Origin of the sequence: Azospirillum brasilense, assembly GCF_003349955.1 — a bacterium.
Classification (GTDB): domain Bacteria; phylum Pseudomonadota; class Alphaproteobacteria; order Azospirillales; family Azospirillaceae; genus Azospirillum; species Azospirillum brasilense_B.
The window spans coordinates 1-21,033 of record NZ_QLKQ01000022.1 but is presented as its reverse complement, the minus strand read 5'-3'; the positions used below and the strand labels follow the sequence as shown (position 1 = coordinate 21,033).

The following is a 21,033-nucleotide window of genomic DNA, read 5'->3' as shown; positions in this document are numbered from 1 at the left end:
GTGCGGCAAAAGCGCCCGCTCCGGCGGCGGGCGCTTTTCTCCTTTCGCCCCCACAACTGATATATTAATATATCCGACATACTTCCGGCACCCATCCGGTCCAAGGGGCACCCACGCCATGACGCCTTATGCCGACCTCCGGCGCGAGGATTTCCGCGCCACCATCGACGGCACGCCGACCGACCTGTTCACCCTGCGCAACCGCCGGGGCATGGCCGTCCGCCTCACCAATTACGGCTGCAAGATCGTCCAGATCCTGGCGCCCGACCGCGACGGCGCCCTCGGCGACGTGGTGCAGGGCTACGAGACGCTGGAGCAGACGATGGCCGGCCAGCCCTCTATGGGCTCCTTCATCGGGCGCTATTGCGGGCGCATCGGCGGCGGACGCTTTACGCTGGACGGGGTGGAGCACCGCACCGCGGTCAACGCGCCGCCCAACACCCTGCACGGCGGCCAGCGCGGCTCCCGCTTCCGCACCTTCAACGCGCGGCAACTGGACGAGACGAGCCTGGAGTTGACCTATGTCTTTCAGGACGGGGAGGAGGGCTTTCCCGGCACCCTGCCCGTCCGGCTGGTCTATGCGCTGGACGAGGACAACGCCCTGACCATCGCCTGGACCGCCGTGGCGGCGGACAAGGCGACCGTGGCGAACTTCACCGACCACACCTTCTTCAACCTGTCGGGCGACGCCGGGTCCTCGATCCTCGATCATGTGGCGACGGTCAACGGCAGCCGCTATCTGGCGCTCGACGCCACCGCCGTCCCCACCGGGGAACTGGTGGACGTGACCGGCACCCCCCTCGACTTCCGCAGCCCCGCCGCCTTCGGCGCGCGGATCGCCGCCGACCACCCGATGCTGGCGCTCGGCAAGGGCTACGACCTGCATTACGCGGTGGACAAGCCGGCGGGCGCGCTGGGGCTGCACGCCCGCGTCGTCCATCCCGGCAGCGGGCGCGTGCTGGAGGTCCTCTCCACCGAACCCGGCGTGCAGGTCTACACCGGTAATTTCCTCGACGGCCAGACGCCGCGCGACCTGGGCAAGGGCGGCACGCTCTACACCCGGCACAGCGCCTTCTGCCTGGAGCCGTCGCACTTCCCCAACGCCGTCAACATCCCGTCCTTCCCCTCCACCGCGCTGGCACCCGGCCAATGGTGCGCGGGCCGCATCGTCTACCGCTTCGGCGTCGCCTGAACTCCGAATCCCAAAGGACCCTCCGTCATGCCTCTTCTCTCCCGTGAATCGCTCGCCGCCGGCGCCTTCGATGTGGCGCACACGGCGGGCGCCCCGCGGCTGCCCGTCACCGTCCTTCAGATCGGCGACGGCAACTTCCTGCGCGGCTTCGTCGATTGGATGGTGGACGTCGCCAACGGCGCCGGGCTGATGAGCGCCGGGGTCGCCGTTGCCCAGCCGCTGGACCAGGGCGTCGCCGGCCTGCTGAACGCGCAGTCTGGGCTCTACACCGTCCTGTTGCGCGGCATCGAGCGGGGCGCGGCGGTCGAATCCCGCCGGGTGGTGAGCTGCGTGTCCGACGCGCTGAACCCCTATGCGGAGTGGGACCGCATGCTGGCCCTTGCCACGTCCCCGGCGCTGCGCTTCCTGGTGTCCAACACGACGGAGGCCGGCATCGCCGACGTGGCGGAGCCCTACACCCCCGGCGCCTGCCAACAGAGCTTCCCGGCCAAGGTCGCGGCGCTGCTGCACGCCCGCTTCACCGCGCTGGGCGGCACGCCGGAGAGCGGTCTCGTCCTGCTGCCCTGCGAACTGATCGAGGCCAACGGCGCCAAGCTGAAGCGGATCGTGCTGGCCCACGCCAAGCGTTGGGGCCTGGAGTCCGGCTTCGCCGCCTGGGTCGAGGCGCACAACCATTTCCTGAACACGCTGGTCGACCGCATCGTCCCCGGCTATCCGCGCGACGAGGCCGCTGCGCTCACCGCCGCGTGGGGCTATGAGGACCCGCTGGCCGTGGCCGGCGAGCCCTTCCATGTCTGGGTCATCGAAGGCCCGGCGGCCCTGGCCGAGGAATTCCCGCTGCACAAGGCCGGGCTGAACGTGGTCTGGACCGACGACCTCAAGCCCTACCGCACGCGCAAGGTGCGCATCCTGAACGGCGCCCACACCGCCGGGGCGCTCGCCGCCTTCGTGGCGGGGGTGGACACGGTGAAGGGCATGATGGACGACGCCACCCTGTCCGCCTACCTGAACACGGTGATGTTCGGGGAGATCGTGCCCTTCGTGCCCCTGCCGGACGCCGAGCGCCAGGACTACGCCCGCACCATCATGGAGCGCTTCGGCAACCCGCACATCCGGCACGAGCTGATCGCGATTTCGCTGAACTCGGTGTCGAAGTGGCAGGTGCGCGTGTTGCCCAGCCTGAAGGACTACGCGGCTGCCCATGGCGAGGCGCCGGACGGCCTGTCCTTCTCGCTGGCCGCCCTGCTGCGCTTCTACAAGGGAACGCCGGCGGCGGACGGTGCCTGCACCGGCAGCCGCGACGCCGGCCCTTATCCCATCCGCGACGACGCGGCGGTCCTGGCGGTGCTGTCCGACGCCTGGGCGGCGCATGGCGGCGATCCGGCGGCGCTGGTGGACGCCGTGCTGTCCGACGCCGCGCTGTGGGGCGAGGACCTGACCCGCATCCCGGGTCTGGCCCACCGCACCGCCATCCATCTGGCGGTGATCGAGGAGCGCGGCATGCGCGGCGCTTTGGAAGCGTTGGTGAGTTGAGTCCCTTAAGCCACATGGGCTCTTCATAATAACCCTCTCCCCTCTGGGGAGAGGGTGGCCCGGAGGGCCGGTGAGGGGGTTGCACATGGCCGTAAGTCCGGCACACGCGCACCCCCCTCACCCTAACCCTCTCCCCGGAGGGGAGAGGGAAACACGGGATGTCCCGCCACCGCTATATACCTTCGCGTACAACGGCCTGTTGACAGCGTCCATCCAGCGCAGTATCCGAATCGATACAGCGTCGGGCGAGTCGTCATTCCGCAACGAACCGAAGGAACCGTGTCCATGCGTTTGAAAGCCTTCGTCCTCGCCTTCGGGCTGCTGGCCCTCCAGACCGCCGCCCAGACCGCCGCCGCGGCGGCCCAGGACCTCCACGCCTATGTCGGCGCCGGCCTCCGCCCGCCGGTGGACGCGCTGATCGAGGCGTTCCGCAAGGAGACCGGGATCACCGTGACGGCCGAATATGGCGGGTCGGGCCAGCTCCTCGCCCGCTTTGCCGAAACGAGGACCGGCGACCTGTTCATCCCCGGCACGACCTTCTACACCGACAAGCTGAAGGAGCTGGGCGCGGTCGCCGACCTCACGGTGCTGGTGGTGCACGGCCCGGTGCTGGCCGTGGCGCCGGGGAAGGCCGAGGCGATCCGCAACTTCGCCGACCTCGCCAAGCCGGGCGTCCGCGTCGGACTCGGCGACCCGCAGGCCATGGCGCTGGGCCGCACGGCGGAGGACATCCTGGACAAGTCCGGCCAGGGCGAGGCGATCCGCCGCAACGTCACCGTCCGCGCCGCGACCGTGAAGCAGCTCGCCCTCTATGTGCTGGACGGCAACGTCGACGCCGCCATCATCGGCGCGTCGGAGGCCGCCCAGAATCCCGGCAAGCTGTCCGTCCTCGCCATCCCGCCGGACTGGTACGAGGCCGAATACGCCCCCGTCGCCGTGCTGAAGACCAGCGCCGCGCCGGACGCCGCCAAGCGCTTCGCCGATTTCCTGGCCTCGGACGCCGGCCTTGCCACCTTCCAGCGCTTCGGCTTCCCACCCGCCCCGAGGATGTGACGGATGGGCTTCGCCGTCCTGCTGGGTCTGCCGCTCGCCATCGTCGCGCTGACGATCGCGGGCGTGCTGGGCGCCCTGCTGGCCCGCCTGCCCCCGGACGATCTCTGGGCCGCCCTGAGCGCGGCGGAAACGCTGTTCGCGCTGCGGCTGTCGGCGCTGACCTCCGTCGCGGCGTTGGGGATCGCGCTGGCCCTCGGCCTGCCGGCGGCCTACCTGATGGCGCGGCGGCGCTTTCCGGGAAAGGTCCTGCTCGACACGCTGCTCGACGTGCCGCTGGTCATGCCGCCGCTGGTCGCCGGGCTGGGGCTGCTGTTCCTGCTCGGACGCAACGGGCCGGTTCCCGCGCTGGGGATGGAACTGCTGTTCTCGCCCGCGGGCGTGGTGGTGGCCCTGGCCTTCGTGTCCACCGCGGTGGTGGTGCGCACCGCCACGGCGGCCTTCCGGTCCGTCGACCGGGGCTACGCCGTCGCCGCGCAGTCGCTGGGCGCCGCCCCCTGGGCGGTGTTCTGGCGGGTGGAGCTGCCGCTGGCCGCCAGGGGCATCGCGGCGGGCGCCGTTCTGGCCTGGGCGCGGGCGCTCGGTGAGTTCGGCGCCACGCTGATGGTCGCCGGAGCCACCCGCCTGAAGACCGAGACGTTGCCCATGGCCGTCTTCCTCAACATCGCCACCGGGGAAACCGGCATCGCCGTCGCTTGCGCCATCCTGCTTCTGGCGGCGGCTCTGCTGATGCTGGTGGCGATGCGGCTGCTCGGCGCGCGACGGGGCGACAGGGTCAGCCGCGGGTCCGCAGCCGGTTGCGGACCCGCTTGAGCGGCTGCTTCAGCTCCATGGCGTCGAGCAGACCCACCGCCGCCTGCCGCAGCGACGCGGCGGCACCCTTCACCGCCCGGACGGGACGGGGCTCGGGAGAGCCAAGATCGGATTGCCCGAAGTCCGGCTGGATGGTGCCTACCCGTTCCTTCAGCCGCTCCAGCCATTCCCCCTCCACCGCGTGCTGGCGGGCGTAGTCGAGGATGGAGCGCAGTTCCGCCGCCTGCGGTTCGTTGCGCACGGGGATTCCGGCGATGCGCGCGGGGTCGAGCGGCCCGTCGAAGCAGTCCGGGGCGAGCACCCCGGCGGCGGCGAAGTTCATCCGGGTGCGCACGCATTTCTCGCAAACGCCGCAGTTCCGGAACTGCTGCACCCCCTCCCAGCAGACGCGCAGGGAGCGCACCGCCTCCGGATAGGCGGCGACCGCCGCGGCCTTCTCCGTCCGCGAATAGGCGGCCCCGTCATGGACGATCGAAAAGCCGTCGCCGGACAGCAGATGGTCGGCGATCGGCGTGGTGCCGTAGGGGATGACCAGCGCGTCGTAGGGCTTGGTGCTGCCGATCAGTCCGAACTCGAACTCCGCCTCATAGAGATGCAGGCAGGCCGCCAGCTCCGCCGCGTGGGAATCCTGCCAGTTCTGGAGATGCAGTTCCTTGCTGTTGGTGCGCACCACCCGCAGGTCCAGCCCGACCAGATCGCGGAAGGGCCGGGTGCGCTCGACCAGCCGCTCGAAATCCTCGGCCCGGTCCAATTCCACGTCGAAGCCGTGCACCATCAGCAGCGCGCCGACATGGTGGCGGCGCTCCGGCGGCAGGAGCAGCCGGTGGCGCAGGATGGTGAAGGTGCTGTCCAGCCCGCTGGAATAGGCGGCGATAGCCCGCCGCCCCGGCTTGGGCGCATCGCGGTCGACCACCGTCTCCGGGATGATCTCCACCGTCCGGTAGCGGTCGGGACGCCAGCGCCGCCACACCCCTTGCAGCGCGTCGATGTTGTGCAGCGCCTTGCGGGTCAGCGGCCCATGGACATGGACGGGAAGGCCCCGCTCCATGGCGTGGAACAGGACGGCCATGACCGACCCGTCCATCGGCCGGTCCGCCGCGGTCCCGGCCGGGTCCTCGAACTCGTAGACGACACGGTGCCGGCGGCGGGCGCCGTCCTCGGACAGCAGGACGGTGCGGCGGACCAGACCGCCGCTCGCCGTCTCCTCGAATCCGATGTGCAGCCCCCCCTTGCCCACCATGCCCGCCATACCCGCCGACGCCCTCTTCAGCCCATGTTCCGGGATGACAGACGGATGCGGGGCGCAAACGTTCCCGGGACCCTTACCGTTTCCAATCCGCGAGCCAGCTGTCGATGTAGTTGGTCAGCTTGCCGTAGGAGTTGTCGCGCACCTGCACCGGCAGCCCCATCATCAGGGCCAGCAGCATTCCGTGCAGGCGGTTGGTGACCACGGCGTTGGCCGCGCCGAAATGGGCGACGGCCTTGCGGACCAGCCGGTCGCGGATGGGATACCAGCCGCGCAGCGGATCGGCGGGCAGCGGCACCGCGTCGTCCAGCCGGATCAGCCGGGCGGCCAGCGCGAAGCCGGCGAAATCCTCCGGCCCGCACAGATCCTCCCAGTCGAAGACCGGCGAATCCTGGCGCAGCCAATGGCGCCCCGCGCATTCCTGGTCGCGCCGGGCCATGACGAGCAGGGTGGTGTCGTGGGCCGGGCGGACCGGCGTCAGCCGCGTCGGGTAGCGCGTCAGGTAGTGGGCGAGGTCCGGCACCTGGATCGCCCGCTCCCCGAGAAAGGGCCGCACCAGATCGAGCGACGGCGCGTCGCGCGCCATGAAGACCAGATTGCGGTGGGCCGCCCAGCGCTTCATGTCGTGGCGCAGCCGGTCGTGGTCGCGGTAGTAGACGGTCTGCGGCAGAAGCACGACGCGGCTGGATGGAAAACTCTCCAGCACCTTCTGCCGGAACGTCTCATGATGGGGATAGAGGTCGCCGAAATTGCCGCCGCCGTGCAGCAGGATCGCCGCCTGCCCGTCGCGCTGGCGGCGCAGCAGGCGACGGGCGTTGCCCAGCGTCACCCGCTCGCGGATCTCCACGCCGCCGTCGGCGAACAGCGCCTCCGCCCCCTGGTTGATCAGCAGATCCCCGACGTTCAGATGGACCGGGATGTCCGCATAGACGGCCGGCCCGCTGCCAAGATGCGGCAGAACCAAGTCCCGCACCCGCAGCGACAGCGCCTCCAGGGCCGCAAGGTCCGGGTACAGCCACAGGTCCGCCGCACCGGCGGCACCGCCGGCGGACCCACCACCAGATCCGGCGGCCGCGCGCCCCCCGGCACCGCCGTCATAACACCACGTATCCATGGCCAATGGCCGCCCCCGCAGAAGATTGGTCCCGGAACATTGGTTGCCGGCCCCGCAGATGGAAGAGAAGTGACACGCCCCGGCCCAATGTGAATGGGGGTGATGCGTGAAAGTTCGCTCCCAAAGGAATGCCCCTGGATTTGCCGGCTCCACCCCTCCGACTCGGCGCGGGACTTTTGCGGTACCCGTTCCGGCGCGGTCGGGCCGCGCCGGAATATTCGTGTTCATATGGTTTGTTTGCACACCAATTCGGTCATCATCCCCGTCGCCATGTGCAAAAGGTTGTGACAGTGCAGCGGCCAGCGCCCAGGATTGTCGGCGTCGAAGGCGATGGTGGCGGACCCGTTCATCGGCACCAGCACCGTGTCGCGCACCGCCCCGGCCAGCGCCGTCCCGTTGAGCGCGGTCACCTGGAAATGCTGGCCGTGCAGGTGCATCGGGTGGGCCATCGGGCTTTCGTTGACCATGGTGATGCTCACCCGCTGCCCCTTGCGGACGGTTAGCGGCCGGTGCTCGCCGAAGGGTCGGTTGTCGATGGTCCAGACATAGGGGGCCATGCCGCCGGTCAGCCGGATGGTGAAGGCCGCCCCCACCGGACGCTCCGACAGCGGGTCGAGCGCGGTCAGCCGCCGCTCCAGCGACAGGTCCACCGGCCCGGCGGCGGCGTCCGCGAGGCCGGCGGTCTTGCCCACCGTGGCGCCGGGTGTGGCGAGGATGATGCCGGTGCGCTGACGCTCCCCTTCCCGCTGCGCCAGGATGGGGAAGGCACCGCCCCCGGCGGGAAGCTGGACGAGGATGTCCAGCCGCTGGCCCATGACCATGCCGAAGCGCCGCCCCGTCACCGGCTGGACCGGGTTGCCGTCCGCCGCGACCACCGTGCCGTCGAGGACGCCGAGGTCGATGTGGAAGGCCGTCGAGGTCGCCCCGTTGATCAGCCGCAGCCGGACCCGCCCGCCGCGTTCCACCCGCACCACCTCCGGATCGTCGAGCGTGCGGTCGTTGGCGAGGTAGGCGTCGTACTCCACGTCGTTGAGGTCCATGGCGGCCATGGTCATGCCGCCCATGCCCTTCATATTCGAGTGGTCCATCATCGGCATGGCCCCGCCATGCCCGCTGCCATGGCCCCCGTGGCCGCTTCCATGCCCGCCACCATGATCCATGGCGCCACCAGTCAGCCCGGCGAGCACCTCGGCGGGGTCCTTGAAGGTGAAATCGTGCAGCAGCACGGTGACTTCCTGAACGTCCGCCCGCCGGTCGTCGGCAGTGCGGACGATCAGCGGGGCCGCCATCAAACGCTGCTCCTGAAGCCCGTGGTGCGAGTGCATCCAGTGAGTGCCGGGCCGCGGCTCGAAATCGTAGCCCTGGCTGGCGCCGTCGCGGATCAGTGGGCGGTTCGCGTCGGCCACGCCGTCCTGGGCGTAGGGCGGGGTCATGCCGTGCCAGTGGATGACCGTGTCCTCCCCCGCCCGGTTCGCCAGATCGACCAGGAAGCGCTGCCCCGGATCGAGGACCAGGCCGGCAGTGCCGTCCGGCTGGCGGATGCCGAAGACGGAGGCGGGCTTGCCCATCACCTCCAGCACCCGCCGCTCGACGGCGAGGCGGAGAGGCGCCGCGGCCCGCGCCGGGCGCGCGACGGCGGGAAGGAGGGGGGACAGGCCGCCCAGCACGGCGGCCGAAGCCGCGGACGCCAGGAAACGGCGGCGAGTCTGCAGAATCGTCATGATGCGATGGTCCGTTTTTGCGAAATGCCGACCCAAAGCGCACGGTGAAGGCGCACCTCGGGCATGGAGTTCGGTCAAACGGCCAAGCGCGGTGGTCTGAAGGCCAGCGGCGGACCGATTCCCTCCGGCAACAGGCCGGTGGCTCGGAAAGGTGCGGACGCACGGAGCGGCGGCGTCGGAAAGGCTGCCGTGGTGGCAATGCCCGACAGCATCATCGGGCAGGTCCCGCCGCAGGACAGCCCTTTCCGGCCAGCGCAGGCGTCGTCCGCCGGGGGCGCATGGTCGGCATCGGCCACCCAGACAGGCCCAACCGGCGTCGAAGGCGAGGAAGCGGCGTAACTTTGACCATGGGCGCCGGCATGAACGTGCGCCTGCGCGGCGGACGGCGCGAACAGCGCCAGCGCGGCCAGCAGCAGCAGCCCCGCCAGCAGCCGCCCGATCGGCATCCTCCCGCCAAGGGGGCGTCCACCCCGCGCCATCGCCGTGTCCCGTTCCTGCATCGGCATCACACGGCACAGTCTCCACCTTCCAGCGGCGGGAAGGTCAAGCGCAAATTCGCGCCGCGATCACGGTTCTGGACAGCCCGGACGCACCGTGCTATCCCCAGCCCGAACAAGGTGAGTTAGTACTCACTTATGCTATAAGGTTAATCATGGGACGGCTGGACAACTCGGCCCGGCGCGCGGCGATCATCGACGCGGCCCTTCCGCTGTTCGCGCGCAAGGGATTCGCCGCCACCACGACCAAGGAGATCGCGCAGGCCGCCGGCGTGTCGGAGGCGCTGATCTTCAAGCATTTCCCCAGCAAGGCCGCCCTCTACGAGGCGATCTTCCGCTCCTGCGTGGATGGGGACGAGGATCTGGCGAAGCTGCTGGCGATGCCGCCGAGCACGGAGACGCTCGCCGCCTACGTCCAGGCGATGGTGAGTTGCTACGCCTGTGAACTGCCGAGCGAGCGCGACACCATGCTTCCCCGCTTCCGGCTCTACTTCATGAGTTTGCTGGAGGACGGGGAGTTCGCCCACATGGTGCGCCGCTGGATGTCGGAGCACATCGCTCCGCCCTTCCTGGCCTCGCTGCGCGCCGCCCGCGACTCCGGCGACCTCATCCCCTCGGCCCCGGTGACCGAGAACGCCTTCTGGCTTGCGGAGATGCTGGGCTCGACCCTGGCCACCATTCACCTGCCGCCGACGCCGCTCGTCCCCTCTTTGGCCGAGCCGCGGCGCACCATCCGCGACGCGGTCGTCTTCATCCTGCGTGGCCTGGGCCTGCGGGAGGAAGCGGTTGCCCTTTACACGCCTTTATTGCATTGCACCCAATCAACAGAACCAGAACCGACCTGTTCGAGAGAGGCTGATCGTGACGAGTGACATCGACCATTCCGCTCGCGCGCCGGAGCGGACCACCGAACGCCGTCCGGTCACCCGCGGGCGGCTGGCGTTCCGCATCATCATCATGGCCGTCATCCTGGCCGTGCTGCTCGGCGGCCTGTACGCCTTCAACAACTTCCGCAACAAGGCCATCGCCGACTTCTTCGCCGGCAACAAGCCGCCGCCGACCCCCGTCTCGGTCGCCGAGGCGACGGCGCAGTCCGTTCCCAAATACACCACCGCCATCGGCACCCTGACCGCCAGCCGGCAGGTCACCGTGGCGCCGGAGGTGGTCGGGCGCGTGACCCAGATCTTCTTCGAATCGGGCGCCACCGTGAAGGCCGGCGCGCCGCTGGTGCAGCTCAACGACGCCACCGAGCAGGCCGACGTGCTGGCCTTCCGCGCCCAGGCGAAGCTGGCCGAGAACAACCTGCAGCGCGCCCGCAACCTGCTGCGCAACCAGGCCGGCCCGCAGGTCACCGTGGACCAGAACCAGGCCCAGCTCGACGAGGCCAACGCCAACATCAAGAAGACCGAGGCGCTGATCGCCCAAAAGCTGATCCGCGCCCCCTTCGACGGCGAGCTGGGCATCCGGCAGGTGAATGTCGGCGAGTATGTCAGCGCCGGCGGCCCCGTCGTCACGCTGACCGATCTCGCCAACCTGTTCGTCGACTTCACCCTGCCCGAGCAGGCGCTGAGCCAGATCCGCGTCGGCCAGCCGGTGCTGATCTCCGCCGACGCCGCGCCCGGCGCCACCTTCGACGCGGTGATCTCGACCATCGAGCCGCAGGTCAGCCCGGACACCCGCGCCATCAAGGTGCGAGCCACGCTGAAGAACCCGGAGCGCAAGCTGCTGCCCGGCATGTTCGCCAACATCCGCGTCGTCCAGCCGCCGGCCGCGAACCGCATCGTCATCCCGGAAACCGCGGTGGACTACACGGTCTATGGCGACAGCGTCTTCGTCGTCGCCGCCCAGAAGGACGCCGAGGGCAAGGACGGCCATGTCGCCAAGCGCGTGCCGGTCAAGACCGGCGACCGCTTCGACGGCAAGGTGGAGATCCTCGACGGGGTGAAGCCCGGCGACCGGGTGGTGTCCTCCGGCCAGCTCAAGCTGAACAACGGCGCCGCCGTGGTGCCGACGGAAGCGAGCGCGCTGGTGCCGCCGCAGACCGTTCCGCGCAACTGAGGACCCGGCCATGTCATTCACCGACATCTTCATCCGACGGCCGGTCCTGGCGCTGGTGGTCAGCCTGCTGATCCTGCTGGTCGGCGTCCGCTCGCTGACGGACCTGCCGATCCGGCAGTATCCGGAGTTGCAGAACACCGTCATCACCATCACCACCTCCTACCCCGGCGCCTCCCCCGACCTGATGCAGGGCTTCATCACGACGCCCATCGAGCAGGCGGTGGCGACGGCGGAAGGCATCGACTACATCACCTCCTCCTCCACCCAGGGGGTGAGCCTCGTCACCGCCTACATCCGGCTGAACTTCAACCCCAACGTCGCGATGACCGACGTGATGTCGAAGGTGCAGCAGGTCAAATACCAGCTTCCGCGCGAGGCCAACGACCCGGTGATCCTGAAGTCCACGGGCGAGACGACCTCCATCCTCTACATGGGCTTCGCCAGCCCGGAGCTGTCCGGGGCGGCCATCTCCGACTACCTGACGCGCGTGGTGCAGCCGCTGCTGTCCACCGTGCCCGGCGTGGCCGAGGCGCAGATCCTGGGCGGCCAGACCTTCGCCATGCGCGTCTGGCTCGACCCCGACCGGATGGCCGCGCGCAACATCGCCGCCGCCGACGTGCGGGCGGCGATCCAGGCCAACAACTACCAGTCCGCCCCTGGACAGGCGAAGGGCGTCTTCGTCGTCTCCAACATCACCACCAACACCGGCCTGACCGACGTCGAGCAGTTCCGGCAGATGGTGGTGAAGTCCAAGGACGGCGCGCTGGTCCGCATGAAGGACATCGCCGAGATCGAGCTGGGCGCGCAAAGCTCCAACGCCAGCGTGTCGATGAACGGCCAGCAGGCGATCTTCATCGGCATCAACTCCACGCCGACCGGCAACCCGCTGACCATCGTGGAGGACATCCGCAAGCTGGTGCCGGAGCTGGAGCGCAACCTGCCGCCGTCGCTGAAGATGGAGATCGTCTACGACTCCACCCGCTTCATCCAGGCCTCCATCGACGAGGTGCAGAAGACGCTGCTGGAAGCGGTCGGCATCGTCATCGTGGTGATCTTCCTGTTCCTGGGCTCCTTCCGCTCGGTGCTGATCCCCATCGTGACCATCCCGCTGTCCATCGTGGGTGCGGCGACGATCATGCTGGCGATGGGCTTCAGCCTGAACCTGCTGACCCTGCTCGCCATGGTGCTGGCCATCGGCCTCGTGGTGGACGACGCCATCGTGGTGGTGGAGAACGTCCACCGCCACCTGGAGGAGGGAAAGTCGCCCGTCGAGTCCGCGCTGATCGGCGCGCGGGAGATCATCGGTCCCATCATCTCCATGACCATCACGCTGGCCGCCGTCTACGCCCCCATCGGCTTCCTCGGCGGGCTGACCGGCGCGCTGTTCCGCGAGTTCGCCTTCACCCTGGCGGGGTCGGTCATCATCTCCGGCGTGGTGGCGCTGACGCTGTCGCCGATGATGTGCTCGCTCCTGCTGACCCGCGACATGAACGAGGGCCGCTTCGCCCGCTTCGTCGACCGCACCTTCGACAGGCTGTCCGGCTGGTACGGGCGGCGTCTGGGCGGCGCGCTGGACTACCGGGCGGCGACCCTGCTGTTCGGCTTCGGCGTTCTGCTGAGCGTCGGCTTCCTCTTCGCCAACACCATGTCGGAGCTGGCGCCGGAGGAGGACCAGGGCATCCTGTTCGGCATCACCAAGGGGCCGCAGTACGCCAACCTCGATTACATGGACGCCTACGGGCGCGAGATGGACGAGGTGTTCACCCACTATCCGGAGACCGACACCCGCTTCGTGCTGAACGGCCTGCCCACCCTGACCCAGGGCTTCGCCGGCATGATCCTGAAGCCGTGGGACGAGCGCACCCGCAGCGCCAAGGAGCTTCAGCCGCTGGTCCAGGCCGATCTCGGCAAGGTGGCCGGCACGCAGGTGTTCCTGGTGTCGCCGCCGGCCCTGCCCGGCTCCACCGGCGGCCTGCCGGTGCAGATGGTCATCAACAGCCCCGGCGATTACCAGACCATCTTCAACGCCATAGAGCGGATCAAGACCGCCGCCATGGAAAGCGGCATGTTCATCGTCACCGACAGCGACCTGCAGTTCAACAGCCCGGTCGTCCGGCTGCACGTCGACCGGTCGAAGGCGGCGGACCTCGGCCTGTCCATGCAGTCGATCGGCGACACGCTGGCGGTCCTGGTCGGCGGCAACTACGTCAACCGCTTCAACCTGAACGGCCGCTCCTACGAGGTCATCCCGCAGGTGCCGCGCGACAAGCGCCTGACGCCGGAGACGCTGACCCGCTACTACGTCACCGCGGGCAACGGCGCGCAGGTCCCACTGTCCACCGTCGTCTCGATCGAAATGGCGACGGAGCCGAACGCCCTGACCAAGTACAACCAGCTTCCCTCTGCGACCTTCTCCGCGGTGCCGATGCCGGGCGTGACGATGGGCCAGGCCGTGGAGTTCCTGGAGCGGCAGGCCCGCGAGGTCCTGCCCGCCGGCTTCGGCCATTCCTACCTGTCGGAGTCGCGCCAGTACGTGACCGAGGGCAACCAGCTCATGGTCACCTTCGTCTTCGCGCTGGTGGTCATCTATCTGGTGCTGGCCGCGCAGTTCGAATCGCTGCGCGACCCGCTGGTGATCCTGATCTCGGTGCCGATGTCGATCTGCGGCGCGCTGCTGCCGCTGTTCTTCGGCCTGTCCACCATGAACATCTACACGCAGGTGGGCTTGGTGACGCTGATCGGCCTCATCAGCAAGCACGGCATCCTGATGGTGGAGTTCGCCCGCGAGATGCAGATCAACGAGCGGGTGGACCGCCGCACCGCCATCGAGCACGCGGCCCGCGTCCGCCTGCGCCCGATCCTGATGACCACGGCGGCGATGGTGGTGGGCCTCCTGCCGCTGCTGACCGCCGCCGGCGCCGGTGCGGCCAGCCGCTTCTCCATCGGTCTGGTGATCGTGTCGGGCATGCTGATCGGCACGCTGTTCACTCTGTTCGTCCTGCCGGCGGTCTACACCGTGCTGGCCAAGGACCACTACGCGGCATCGGTCTCCCGCCGCGCGCGGGAGATCGCGGCGGCCTCGCAGTAAGGCCGAACCGAACGGCAACCTTTCCGAACCCCCTCGCCCCACGCGGTCGAGGGGGTTTTTTCTTTTCAGGGAAGGGCCGCGGCCACGGCGGCGGAGAGCGGCGTGGTCGGACGGCCGATCAGCGCCGACAGCTGGCGCCCGTCGTCGAACAGCGCGCCCTTCGACGCATCGGCGTCCCAGGAGGCGATGCCCTTCGCGAAAACCTCCGGAAGGCCGAAGCCGGCGAGGATGGCGGCGTAATCGGCCTCCGGCAGGTTCCGGTAAGGGATGTTCTTGCCGGACTGGCGGGAGATTTCGGCGGCCAGATCGGCCAGCGTCACCGCCTCGTCCCCGGCCAGCTCGTAGGTCCTGCCCTCATGGCCGGTGCCGGTCACCACCGCCACCGCCGCGTCGGCGTAGTCGGCGCGCGTGGCCGAGGAAATCCGCCCGTCGCCGGCGCTGCCGATGACGGCGCCACCGGCCAGCGCCGCGCCGACCGAACCGGTGTGGTTCTCGGTGTACCAGCCGTTGCGCAGGATCGTGAAGGGGAGGCCCGACGCCTTGATGTCCGCCTCGGTCGCCCGGTGCTCCTCGGCGAGGCTCAGCGGCGAGCGGTCGGCGTGGAGCAGGCTGGTGTAGACGATCCGGCCCACGCCTGCCGCCTTCGCGGCGTTGACGACGTTGCGGTGCTGCGCCGCCCGCTGCCCGATCTCGTTCGAGGAGATGAGCAGCAACGTGTCGACGCCGGCCAGCGCGCGGGCAAGTGTCTCGGGGTTGCCGTAATCGGCCTCGCGGGCCTCGACCCCCAGGTCGGCGGCCTTGGCGGGAGAGCGCACCAGGGCGACGATCCCGGAGGCCGGAACCGTCTTCTTCAGGCGGGCGATGACGAGGCGGCCAAGCTGGCCGGTGGCACCGGTGACGGCGATGGTCATGGTCGGGTGTCCCGTTTGCGGTTGGGTGGTGACCATTCACCTAAGCCACTTGCTTACTTTTCGTAAGTACGTACATAAATGTAAGTGTGAAGATTCCTGGTGGAAGGAGGACGGCCATGCCGGAACCGGACGACGATTGCACGCCGCTGCCGTTGTCGGAGCGGATGAAGCGCGGCGACCTGATGGCCGCGGCCTGCCCCTCGCGGGAGGTGCTGAAACACGTCACCAGCCGCTGGGGCGTCCTGGTCCTGATCGCCCTGGAAAGCGGAACGCTGCGCTTCAGCGAACTGCGCCGCACCATCGGCGGGGTCAGCGAGCGGATGCTGGCCCAGACGCTGCAATGGCTGGAGGGCGACGGGCTGGTCAAGCGCACCGCCCACGACGTGGTGCCGCCCCATGTCGACTACAGCCTGACGCCGCTGGGGCGGGAAGCCGCCGAGAAGGTGCGCCTCCTCGCCGACTGGATCGAGTTCAACCTGCCGCGGATTGCCGAGGGCTGGACGAATCGGCAGAGCGCCGCCGCGGAGTGACCGGTCAAAAAAAGCCGCCGGGCGCGAGGGGGTGCGTCCGGCGGTGCCGAGTGTTCGGGAGCTGGGCCTCAGCCGGCCACGGCGGCCTCTTCAGGCTGTGCCGCCGCCGGCACCCCCAGCCGCTTCGCGACGCCCGCGCCATAGGCGGGATCCGCCGCGAAGAAGTGCGCCAACTGCCGCCGCTGGATGAAGAGCGGCACCTCCCCCAGTGAATTGGCGATGGTGTCCATCAGCCGCTCCTGCGCCTCCGCCCCGATCAGGCGGAACAGGGCGCCGGCCTGGGCGTAGTCGTCGTTGCCCTCGCGGTGGTCATAGCGGGCGGCGTCGCCGGAAATGCGCAGCGGCGGCTCGGCCACCGCACGGTTCTGCACCGGCCCGCCGAAGCTGTTCGGCTCGTAGTTCGGGCTGCCGCCGCCGTTGCCGTCGAAGCGCATGGCGCCGTCGCGCTGATGGTTGCGGACCTCCGCGGCGTGCGGACGGTTGACCGGCAGCGCCTGATGGTTGGCGCCCAGCCGGTAGCGGTGCGCGTCGGCGTAGGCGAACAGACGCCCTTGCAGCATCTTGTCCGGGCTGAAGGAAATGCCGGGCACCACGTTGGCCGGGCTGAAGGCGGCCTGCTCGACCTCCGCGAAGAAGTTCTCCGGGTTGCGGTTCAGCACCATCTCGCCCACCTCGACCAGCGGGTAATCGGCGTGCGGCCACACCTTGGTCACGTCGAACGGGTTGATCCGATAGGCGTCGGCCTCCGCCTCCGGCATGATCTGCACCGAGACGGTCCAGGCCGGAAAATCACCGTCGCGGATGGCGGCGAAGAGATCACGGGTGGCGTGGTCGGGATCGACACCGGCCATGCGCACGGCCTGATCCGCCGTGAAGTTCTGGATGCCCTGGCGGGACTTGAAGTGGTATTTCACCCAGAAGCGCTCGCCCGCCGCGTTGATCCACGAGAAGGTGTGGCTGGAGAAGCCGTCCATGTGGCGGTAGCCGCGCGGCGTGCCGCGGTCGCTGAACAGGATCGTCAGCTGGTGCATCGTCTCCGACGACAGCGAGAAGAAGTCCCAGACCGCCGTCGGGTCCTTCAGGTTGGTCGCCGGGTTGCGCTTCTGCGTGTGGATGAAGTCGGGGAACTTCAGCGGGTCGCGGATGAAGAAGACCGGCGTGTTGTTGCCGACCAGATCGTAGTTGCCGTCCTCGGTGTAGAACTTGACGGCAAAGCCACGCGGGTCGCGCTCGGCGTCGGCGGAGCCCTTCTCGCCACCAACGGTGGAGAAGCGCAGGAACACCTCCGTCTCCTTGCCGATCTCCGACAGGAACCGTGCCGCGGTGTAGGGTGTCACGTCGCGGGTCACCCGGAAGACGCCGTAGGCGCCGGCCCCCTTGGCGTGGACCACCCGCTCCGGAATGCGCTCGCGGTTGAAGTGGGCCAGCTTCTCGATCAGGTGGAAATCCTGCATCAGCACCGGACCGCGCGGGCCGGCGGTCAAGGAATTCTGGTTGTCGGCGACCGGAATGCCGGCAGCGGTGGTCAGGGTGCTCATGGCTCAACTCCTTGCGTTTCTTATCAGTTGCCGCGTCCGCTTTGCCCCCTGGTTATCCCGCCGCTTCGTTGATATATCCAAGACATCGTTTCAAATGCTTCGATAGCCTGAACCTATGAATCCTTACCCATGAATCTCGCCGGCCTGTCCCTTCGCGATCTGGAATATGTGGTGGCGGTGGCCGAACAGCGGCATTTCGGCAAGGCGGCGGAGCGCTGCTCGGTCAGCCAGCCGTCGCTGAGCGCGCAGATCCGCAAGCTCGAAGACCTGCTCGGCATCCCGCTGTTCGAGCGGACGAGCCGCCGCGTGCTGCCCACCCCGCAGGGCGAGGTGGTGATCCGCCAGGCCCGCGTCGTCCTGGAGGAGGCGCGCCGCCTGCTGGCGCTGGCCCGCGGAACGGCGGGGGCCCTGCACGGTCCGCTCTCCATCGCGGCGATCCAGACGCTGGGGCCGTATCTGTTCCCCCACGTCCTGCCCGCGATGCGCCGGCACCTGCCCGACGTCCAGCTCGTGCTGTCCGAGGGGCGCACCGACGGCCTGCTGGAGGAGTTGCGCGAGGGGCGGCTGGACGCCGTTCTGCTCGCCCTGCCCGTCGAGGCGGAGGGGCTGACCTGCGACGCCCTGTTCTTCGAGTCCTTCGTGCTGGCCCACCCCACCGGCCACCGGCTGGAAAGCCTACCCTCCATCGCCCTGGCCGACCTCGACCCCGGGGAGCTGGTGCTGCTGGAGGAGGGGCATTGCCTGCGCGATCAGGCGCTGGCCGCCTGCGGCGCCACCAGCCGCGGCATGCGCCACGCCACCGGGCTGGAGACGCTGCGCCATATGGTCGCCAGCGGAACCGGCTACACGCTGATGCCGCGGCTCGCCACCGGCGACGGGGAGGCGGCGACGGTGGGCGGGCTGGTCGCCTACCGCGCCTTCCAGGGCGATCCGCCCGGCCGGGTCGTCGGGCTGGTCTGGCGGGCCAGCGACCCGCGCGCCGCCGGCTTCCGCGCGCTCGCCCGGAGCCTGCGCGACGCCACCCCGCCCGGCCTGCGCCGGATCGACGGCTCAGCCGACTCCTGACTCCGGCTCCGCCATGAAGGCGAGGTGGTGCAGGACGATCCCGCTGGTCGTGGCGACGTTCAAGGAATCGAAGTCCGGCGCCATGGGGATGCGCACCGTCCGTGTCCGCGCCAGGACCGACGCCGGCAGGCCCGGCCCCTCCGACCCCAGAAGCAGCGCCGCGCGCTCCGGACGGCGCAGCCCCGCCAGGGTCACCGCGCCCGCCGGGCTCAGTGAGAGGACGGCGAAGCCGTGCCGCTCCAGCAGCGCGACCGGGTCGGTTCCCCCCGGAATGCGGACGAAGGGCACCCGCAACGCCGCCCCGACCGACACGCGGATCGCCTTGCGGTAAAGCGGGTCGCAGCAGCCGGAATCGAGCAGCACCGCATCCACCCCGAAGGCCGCCGCGTTGCGGAAGATGCCGCCCACATTGTCGTGATTGCCGATCCCGCAGAGCACCAGCACGGTCGCCCGCGGTCCCAGCGCGGCCAGCAGCGCGTCCGGCTCGGGCATCGGCGCCGCCCGCCCCAGCCCCAGGATGCCGCGGTGCAGCGGGAAGCCCGCGATGGCGTCCAGCACCTCCTGCCGGGCGCTGTAGATCGGCACTCCCGTGGGCAGCGAGTCGAGCATCGGGACCAGCCCGGCGATCCGCTTCTCCGCAATCAGCAGCGACAGGGTTTCATGGCGCGAGGCGGTCAGCAGGGTCCGCAGCACCACCGCCCCCTCGGCGATGAAGCGCACCTCCCGCCCCACGAGGTCGCGCTCCTTCACGTCGCGGTAGGCGGCGATCCGTGGATCGTCCGGGTCGTCGATGGGGATGATGGAGGGGGGAATGATGGCTGGCATGGGCGCCTGTTTAGCGCCCCTGCCGTCCCATCGGAAGTCCGGAAAGCGCGGGGCCGGTGTGAAGGGGGCCACTTCCCCGCCGGCCAATGCCCGCTAGACAGGACCGGCAACGCGGGGCGGCAGTCCCCGCCCGAATGGAGGAATCGTCCATGCCGACCCTGCCCGTCGTCCGCGCCTTCGGCGCAACCCTGCCGAAATCACTCGCTTCCGCCCTGCTGGGAGCCTGCCGCAAACTGATGGAACGCCGGACGCGAAGAGTCGCCACCCCCGACCGCCTCGACGACCGATTGCTGAGGGACATCGGCGTCAGCCGCAGCGACCTGATGGCCGCTGAGCGCCTGACGAGGCCATCCAAGCGCAGCCGAGGCCGCTGAACCGGAGCTTACGATTTGCCCGCCGGGGTCACCCGCAGGATCTCGCCGCTGTTTTCGTCGGTCAGCAGATAGAGCGCCCCGTCGGGACCCTGGCTGACCTGCCGGATGCGCTTGCCGAGATCGCGGAACATACGCTCCTCGTGCTTGACCTTGTTGCCGTCGAGTTCGAGCCGCACGACCTCCTTGGTCGCCAGTCCGCCGTTGAACAGGCTGCCCTTCCAGCCGGGCAGCGTGTCCGCCGTGTAGAAGGTCATGCCGGAGGAGCCGATGACCGGAGTCCACTGATACACCGGCTCTTCCATGCCGGGCGCGCTCGACTTGCCCGTCCCGATGGGCGTCCCGTTGTAGTTCACGCCGTAGGAGACCACCGGCCAGCCGTAATTCTTCCCCGGTTCGGGGACATTGACCTCGTCGCCGCCGCGCGGGCCGTGCTCGTTGATCCACAGCGCGCCGGTCTGCGGATTCAAGGCGGCGCCCTGGATGTTGCGGTGACCGTAGGACCAGATTTCCGGCAGCGCGCCGGACCGGTTCACGAAGGGGTTGTCGGCGGGCACCGAACCGTCGCGGTTGATCCGCACCACCTTGCCCAGATGCGAGTCGAGGTCCTGCGCCTGCGTCCGGAACTGCTCCAGCGAGCGTTCGCCCAGAGTCACGTACAGGTGGCCCTGCCGGTCGAAGACCAGCCGGGACCCATAATGCATGCGGCTTTCCACCTTGGGCTTCTGCGAGAAGATCACCCGGACGTCGGTCAGGGCGGTCTCGTCGGCGCTCAGCGCGCCGCGCGCCACGGCGGTGGAGTTGGTGCCGTCCTCCGTCCCGGGCTCGGAAAAGCTGAGATAGACGAAGCGGTTCTGCGCGAAGTCCGGGTCCAGCGCCACGTCGAGCAGGCCTCCCTGCCCGCGGTCGTCGACCTTCGGCACGCCCTTCACCGGAGCGGACACCGTGCCGTCCGGCGCCACGATGCGCAACCGGCCGTCCTTCTCGGTCACCAGCATCCGCCCGTCGGGCAGAAAGGCCAGTCCCCATGGATGGCTGAGGCCGCTGGCGACGGTCTTCACCGACACCATGGCCTTTTCGGTTTTGAACACCTTGTCCACGGCGCTCGCGTCCGTGACGCTCAGGCAAGCCGCAAGGGTGGTGGCGGTCATCAGGGCGGCGGTTCGGCCCATGCGCATTCCTCGTCCTCCCGCATCGTCGCTGTCGATGGGTAGGTGGGGGCGCCACGGCCACGAACAAGACGCCCGGCCCCGAGTTTCCCTCTTTGATCCCCTCCCCCGCCGTGGGCGGGGGAGGGTTAGGGAGGGGGCCCGCGACGACATTTCGGGCACAACGGACACAACGAAAAACCGGCGCTTCCCGCTGGGAAAAGCGCCGACTTTGTCGTTCATGAAGCCGATTGTCAAGCGAATGCGAAGCCCTGCTGCGTCCACGTCCTTGGATGGCGTGGCGTGTGCCGTGGTGACCTGGCGGCGACCTAC

18 protein-coding genes are annotated in these 21,033 nt (G+C 69.3%); 10 read left to right on the top strand and 8 right to left on the bottom strand.

Going from position 1 to position 21,033, the window contains the following annotated elements:
* Positions 1-118: 118 nt before the first annotated feature.
* The 4 genes from DXK32_RS12190 to DXK32_RS12175 all read left to right on the top strand — a co-directional run bounded on the left by DXK32_RS12190 (position 119) and on the right by DXK32_RS12175 (position 4,588).
* Positions 119-1,192, top strand: coding sequence for an aldose epimerase family protein (locus DXK32_RS12190; protein ID WP_114858741.1), 1,074 nt, complete (start codon positions 119-121; stop codon positions 1,190-1,192).
* A gap of 27 nt (positions 1,193-1,219) precedes the next feature.
* Complete coding sequence (locus tag DXK32_RS12185; RefSeq protein WP_114858740.1) at positions 1,220-2,725, top strand: tagaturonate reductase; 1,506 nt, start codon at positions 1,220-1,222, stop codon at positions 2,723-2,725.
* Positions 2,726-3,010: 285 nt separating this feature from the next.
* Positions 3,011-3,778 carry a molybdate ABC transporter substrate-binding protein gene (gene modA, locus DXK32_RS12180; RefSeq protein WP_114858739.1) on the top strand — a complete coding sequence of 256 codons (768 nt, stop codon included), beginning with the start codon at positions 3,011-3,013 and terminating at the stop codon, positions 3,776-3,778.
* Between the two features lie 3 nt (positions 3,779-3,781).
* Positions 3,782-4,588 carry an ABC transporter permease gene (locus DXK32_RS12175; RefSeq protein WP_114858738.1) on the top strand — a complete coding sequence of 269 codons (807 nt, stop codon included), beginning with the start codon at positions 3,782-3,784 and terminating at the stop codon, positions 4,586-4,588.
* Here the strand turns inward: DXK32_RS12175 and DXK32_RS12170 are convergent.
* The 4 genes from DXK32_RS12170 to DXK32_RS12155 all read right to left on the bottom strand — a co-directional run bounded on the left by DXK32_RS12170 (position 4,551) and on the right by DXK32_RS12155 (position 9,175).
* A complete protein-coding gene (locus DXK32_RS12170) occupies positions 4,551-5,837 on the bottom strand; it encodes a hypothetical protein (protein WP_247877109.1) in 1,287 nt (428 codons plus the stop codon). The two genes, DXK32_RS12175 and DXK32_RS12170, sit on opposite strands and share 38 nt — an antisense overlap.
* A gap of 73 nt (positions 5,838-5,910) precedes the next feature.
* Entirely contained in the window at positions 5,911-6,948 is a 1,038-nt protein-coding gene (locus DXK32_RS12165) for a polysaccharide pyruvyl transferase family protein (protein ID WP_114858737.1), read from the bottom strand.
* 224 nt (positions 6,949-7,172) lie between these two features.
* Entirely contained in the window at positions 7,173-8,669 is a 1,497-nt protein-coding gene (locus DXK32_RS12160) for a multicopper oxidase family protein (protein WP_114858736.1), read from the bottom strand.
* A gap of 74 nt (positions 8,670-8,743) precedes the next feature.
* Positions 8,744-9,175: a hypothetical protein gene (locus DXK32_RS12155; RefSeq protein WP_247877108.1), complete on the bottom strand. Its 432-nt coding sequence runs from the start codon at positions 9,173-9,175 to the stop codon at positions 8,744-8,746.
* Positions 9,176-9,321: 146 nt separating this feature from the next.
* Here DXK32_RS12155 and DXK32_RS12150 point away from each other — a divergent pair, with 146 nt between their 5' ends.
* From DXK32_RS12150 to DXK32_RS12140, 3 genes are read left to right on the top strand one after another with little or no spacing between them, the layout of a single operon-like run.
* Complete coding sequence (locus DXK32_RS12150) at positions 9,322-10,038, top strand: TetR/AcrR family transcriptional regulator (protein ID WP_114858735.1); 717 nt, start codon at positions 9,322-9,324, stop codon at positions 10,036-10,038.
* On the top strand, positions 10,028-11,224 hold the full coding sequence (locus DXK32_RS12145) for an efflux RND transporter periplasmic adaptor subunit (protein WP_114858734.1): 1,197 nt from the start codon (positions 10,028-10,030) through the stop codon (positions 11,222-11,224). Before DXK32_RS12150 ends, DXK32_RS12145 begins: the two co-directional genes overlap by 11 nt.
* Positions 11,225-11,234: 10 nt before the next feature.
* On the top strand, positions 11,235-14,312 hold the full coding sequence (locus tag DXK32_RS12140; RefSeq protein ID WP_114858733.1) for a MexW/MexI family multidrug efflux RND transporter permease subunit: 3,078 nt from the start codon (positions 11,235-11,237) through the stop codon (positions 14,310-14,312).
* A gap of 65 nt (positions 14,313-14,377) precedes the next feature.
* On the opposite strand, the gene DXK32_RS12135 is transcribed toward DXK32_RS12140, so the two are convergent.
* On the bottom strand, positions 14,378-15,223 hold the full coding sequence (locus tag DXK32_RS12135) for an SDR family oxidoreductase (protein WP_114858732.1): 846 nt from the start codon (positions 15,221-15,223) through the stop codon (positions 14,378-14,380).
* Positions 15,224-15,339: 116 nt separating this feature from the next.
* Between DXK32_RS12135 and DXK32_RS12130 the strand changes: the two genes are divergently transcribed.
* Positions 15,340-15,753 (top strand): winged helix-turn-helix transcriptional regulator, encoded by a 414-nt coding sequence (locus tag DXK32_RS12130; protein WP_114858731.1) that lies wholly within the window; start codon positions 15,340-15,342, stop codon positions 15,751-15,753.
* Positions 15,754-15,821: 68 nt separating this feature from the next.
* Here the strand turns inward: DXK32_RS12130 and DXK32_RS12125 are convergent, their stop codons facing one another.
* Complete coding sequence (locus tag DXK32_RS12125) at positions 15,822-17,291, bottom strand: catalase (protein ID WP_114858730.1); 1,470 nt, start codon at positions 17,289-17,291, stop codon at positions 15,822-15,824.
* A gap of 129 nt (positions 17,292-17,420) precedes the next feature.
* On the opposite strand from DXK32_RS12125, the gene DXK32_RS12120 reads away from it, so the two are divergent.
* A complete protein-coding gene (locus DXK32_RS12120; protein ID WP_114858729.1) occupies positions 17,421-18,356 on the top strand; it encodes a LysR substrate-binding domain-containing protein in 936 nt (311 codons plus the stop codon).
* Here DXK32_RS12120 and DXK32_RS12115 read toward each other — a convergent pair.
* Positions 18,342-19,181 carry a TrmH family RNA methyltransferase gene (locus tag DXK32_RS12115; RefSeq protein WP_114858728.1) on the bottom strand — a complete coding sequence of 280 codons (840 nt, stop codon included), beginning with the start codon at positions 19,179-19,181 and terminating at the stop codon, positions 18,342-18,344. The two genes, DXK32_RS12120 and DXK32_RS12115, sit on opposite strands and share 15 nt — an antisense overlap.
* 149 nt (positions 19,182-19,330) lie before the next feature.
* Between DXK32_RS12115 and DXK32_RS12110 the strand changes: the two genes are divergently transcribed.
* On the top strand, positions 19,331-19,555 hold the full coding sequence (locus DXK32_RS12110; protein ID WP_114858727.1) for a DUF1127 domain-containing protein: 225 nt from the start codon (positions 19,331-19,333) through the stop codon (positions 19,553-19,555).
* Between the two features lie 8 nt (positions 19,556-19,563).
* On the opposite strand, the gene DXK32_RS12105 is transcribed toward DXK32_RS12110, so the two are convergent.
* Positions 19,564-20,730, bottom strand: coding sequence for a PQQ-dependent sugar dehydrogenase (locus DXK32_RS12105; RefSeq protein ID WP_247877107.1), 1,167 nt, complete (start codon positions 20,728-20,730; stop codon positions 19,564-19,566).
* Positions 20,731-21,033 lie beyond the last annotated feature (303 nt).

Coding starts and splice junctions, on each gene's coding strand:
- DXK32_RS12190 (WP_114858741.1), top strand. CDS start 119: ATGACGCCTTATGCCGACCTCCGGCGCGAGGATTTCCGCGCCACCATC.
- DXK32_RS12185 (WP_114858740.1), top strand. CDS start 1,220: ATGCCTCTTCTCTCCCGTGAATCGCTCGCCGCCGGCGCCTTCGATGTG.
- modA (WP_114858739.1), top strand. CDS start 3,011: ATGCGTTTGAAAGCCTTCGTCCTCGCCTTCGGGCTGCTGGCCCTCCAG.
- DXK32_RS12175 (WP_114858738.1), top strand. CDS start 3,782: ATGGGCTTCGCCGTCCTGCTGGGTCTGCCGCTCGCCATCGTCGCGCTG.
- DXK32_RS12170 (WP_247877109.1), bottom strand. CDS start 5,837: ATGGCGGGCATGGTGGGCAAGGGGGGGCTGCACATCGGATTCGAGGAG.
- DXK32_RS12165 (WP_114858737.1), bottom strand. CDS start 6,948: ATGGATACGTGGTGTTATGACGGCGGTGCCGGGGGGCGCGCGGCCGCC.
- DXK32_RS12160 (WP_114858736.1), bottom strand. CDS start 8,669: ATGACGATTCTGCAGACTCGCCGCCGTTTCCTGGCGTCCGCGGCTTCG.
- DXK32_RS12155 (WP_247877108.1), bottom strand. CDS start 9,175: ATGCCGATGCAGGAACGGGACACGGCGATGGCGCGGGGTGGACGCCCC.
- DXK32_RS12150 (WP_114858735.1), top strand. CDS start 9,322: ATGGGACGGCTGGACAACTCGGCCCGGCGCGCGGCGATCATCGACGCG.
- DXK32_RS12140 (WP_114858733.1), top strand. CDS start 11,235: ATGTCATTCACCGACATCTTCATCCGACGGCCGGTCCTGGCGCTGGTG.
- DXK32_RS12135 (WP_114858732.1), bottom strand. CDS start 15,223: ATGACCATCGCCGTCACCGGTGCCACCGGCCAGCTTGGCCGCCTCGTC.
- DXK32_RS12130 (WP_114858731.1), top strand. CDS start 15,340: ATGCCGGAACCGGACGACGATTGCACGCCGCTGCCGTTGTCGGAGCGG.
- DXK32_RS12125 (WP_114858730.1), bottom strand. CDS start 17,291: ATGAGCACCCTGACCACCGCTGCCGGCATTCCGGTCGCCGACAACCAG.
- DXK32_RS12120 (WP_114858729.1), top strand. CDS start 17,421: ATGAATCTCGCCGGCCTGTCCCTTCGCGATCTGGAATATGTGGTGGCG.
- DXK32_RS12115 (WP_114858728.1), bottom strand. CDS start 19,181: ATGCCAGCCATCATTCCCCCCTCCATCATCCCCATCGACGACCCGGAC.
- DXK32_RS12110 (WP_114858727.1), top strand. CDS start 19,331: ATGCCGACCCTGCCCGTCGTCCGCGCCTTCGGCGCAACCCTGCCGAAA.
- DXK32_RS12105 (WP_247877107.1), bottom strand. CDS start 20,730: ATGCGCATGGGCCGAACCGCCGCCCTGATGACCGCCACCACCCTTGCG.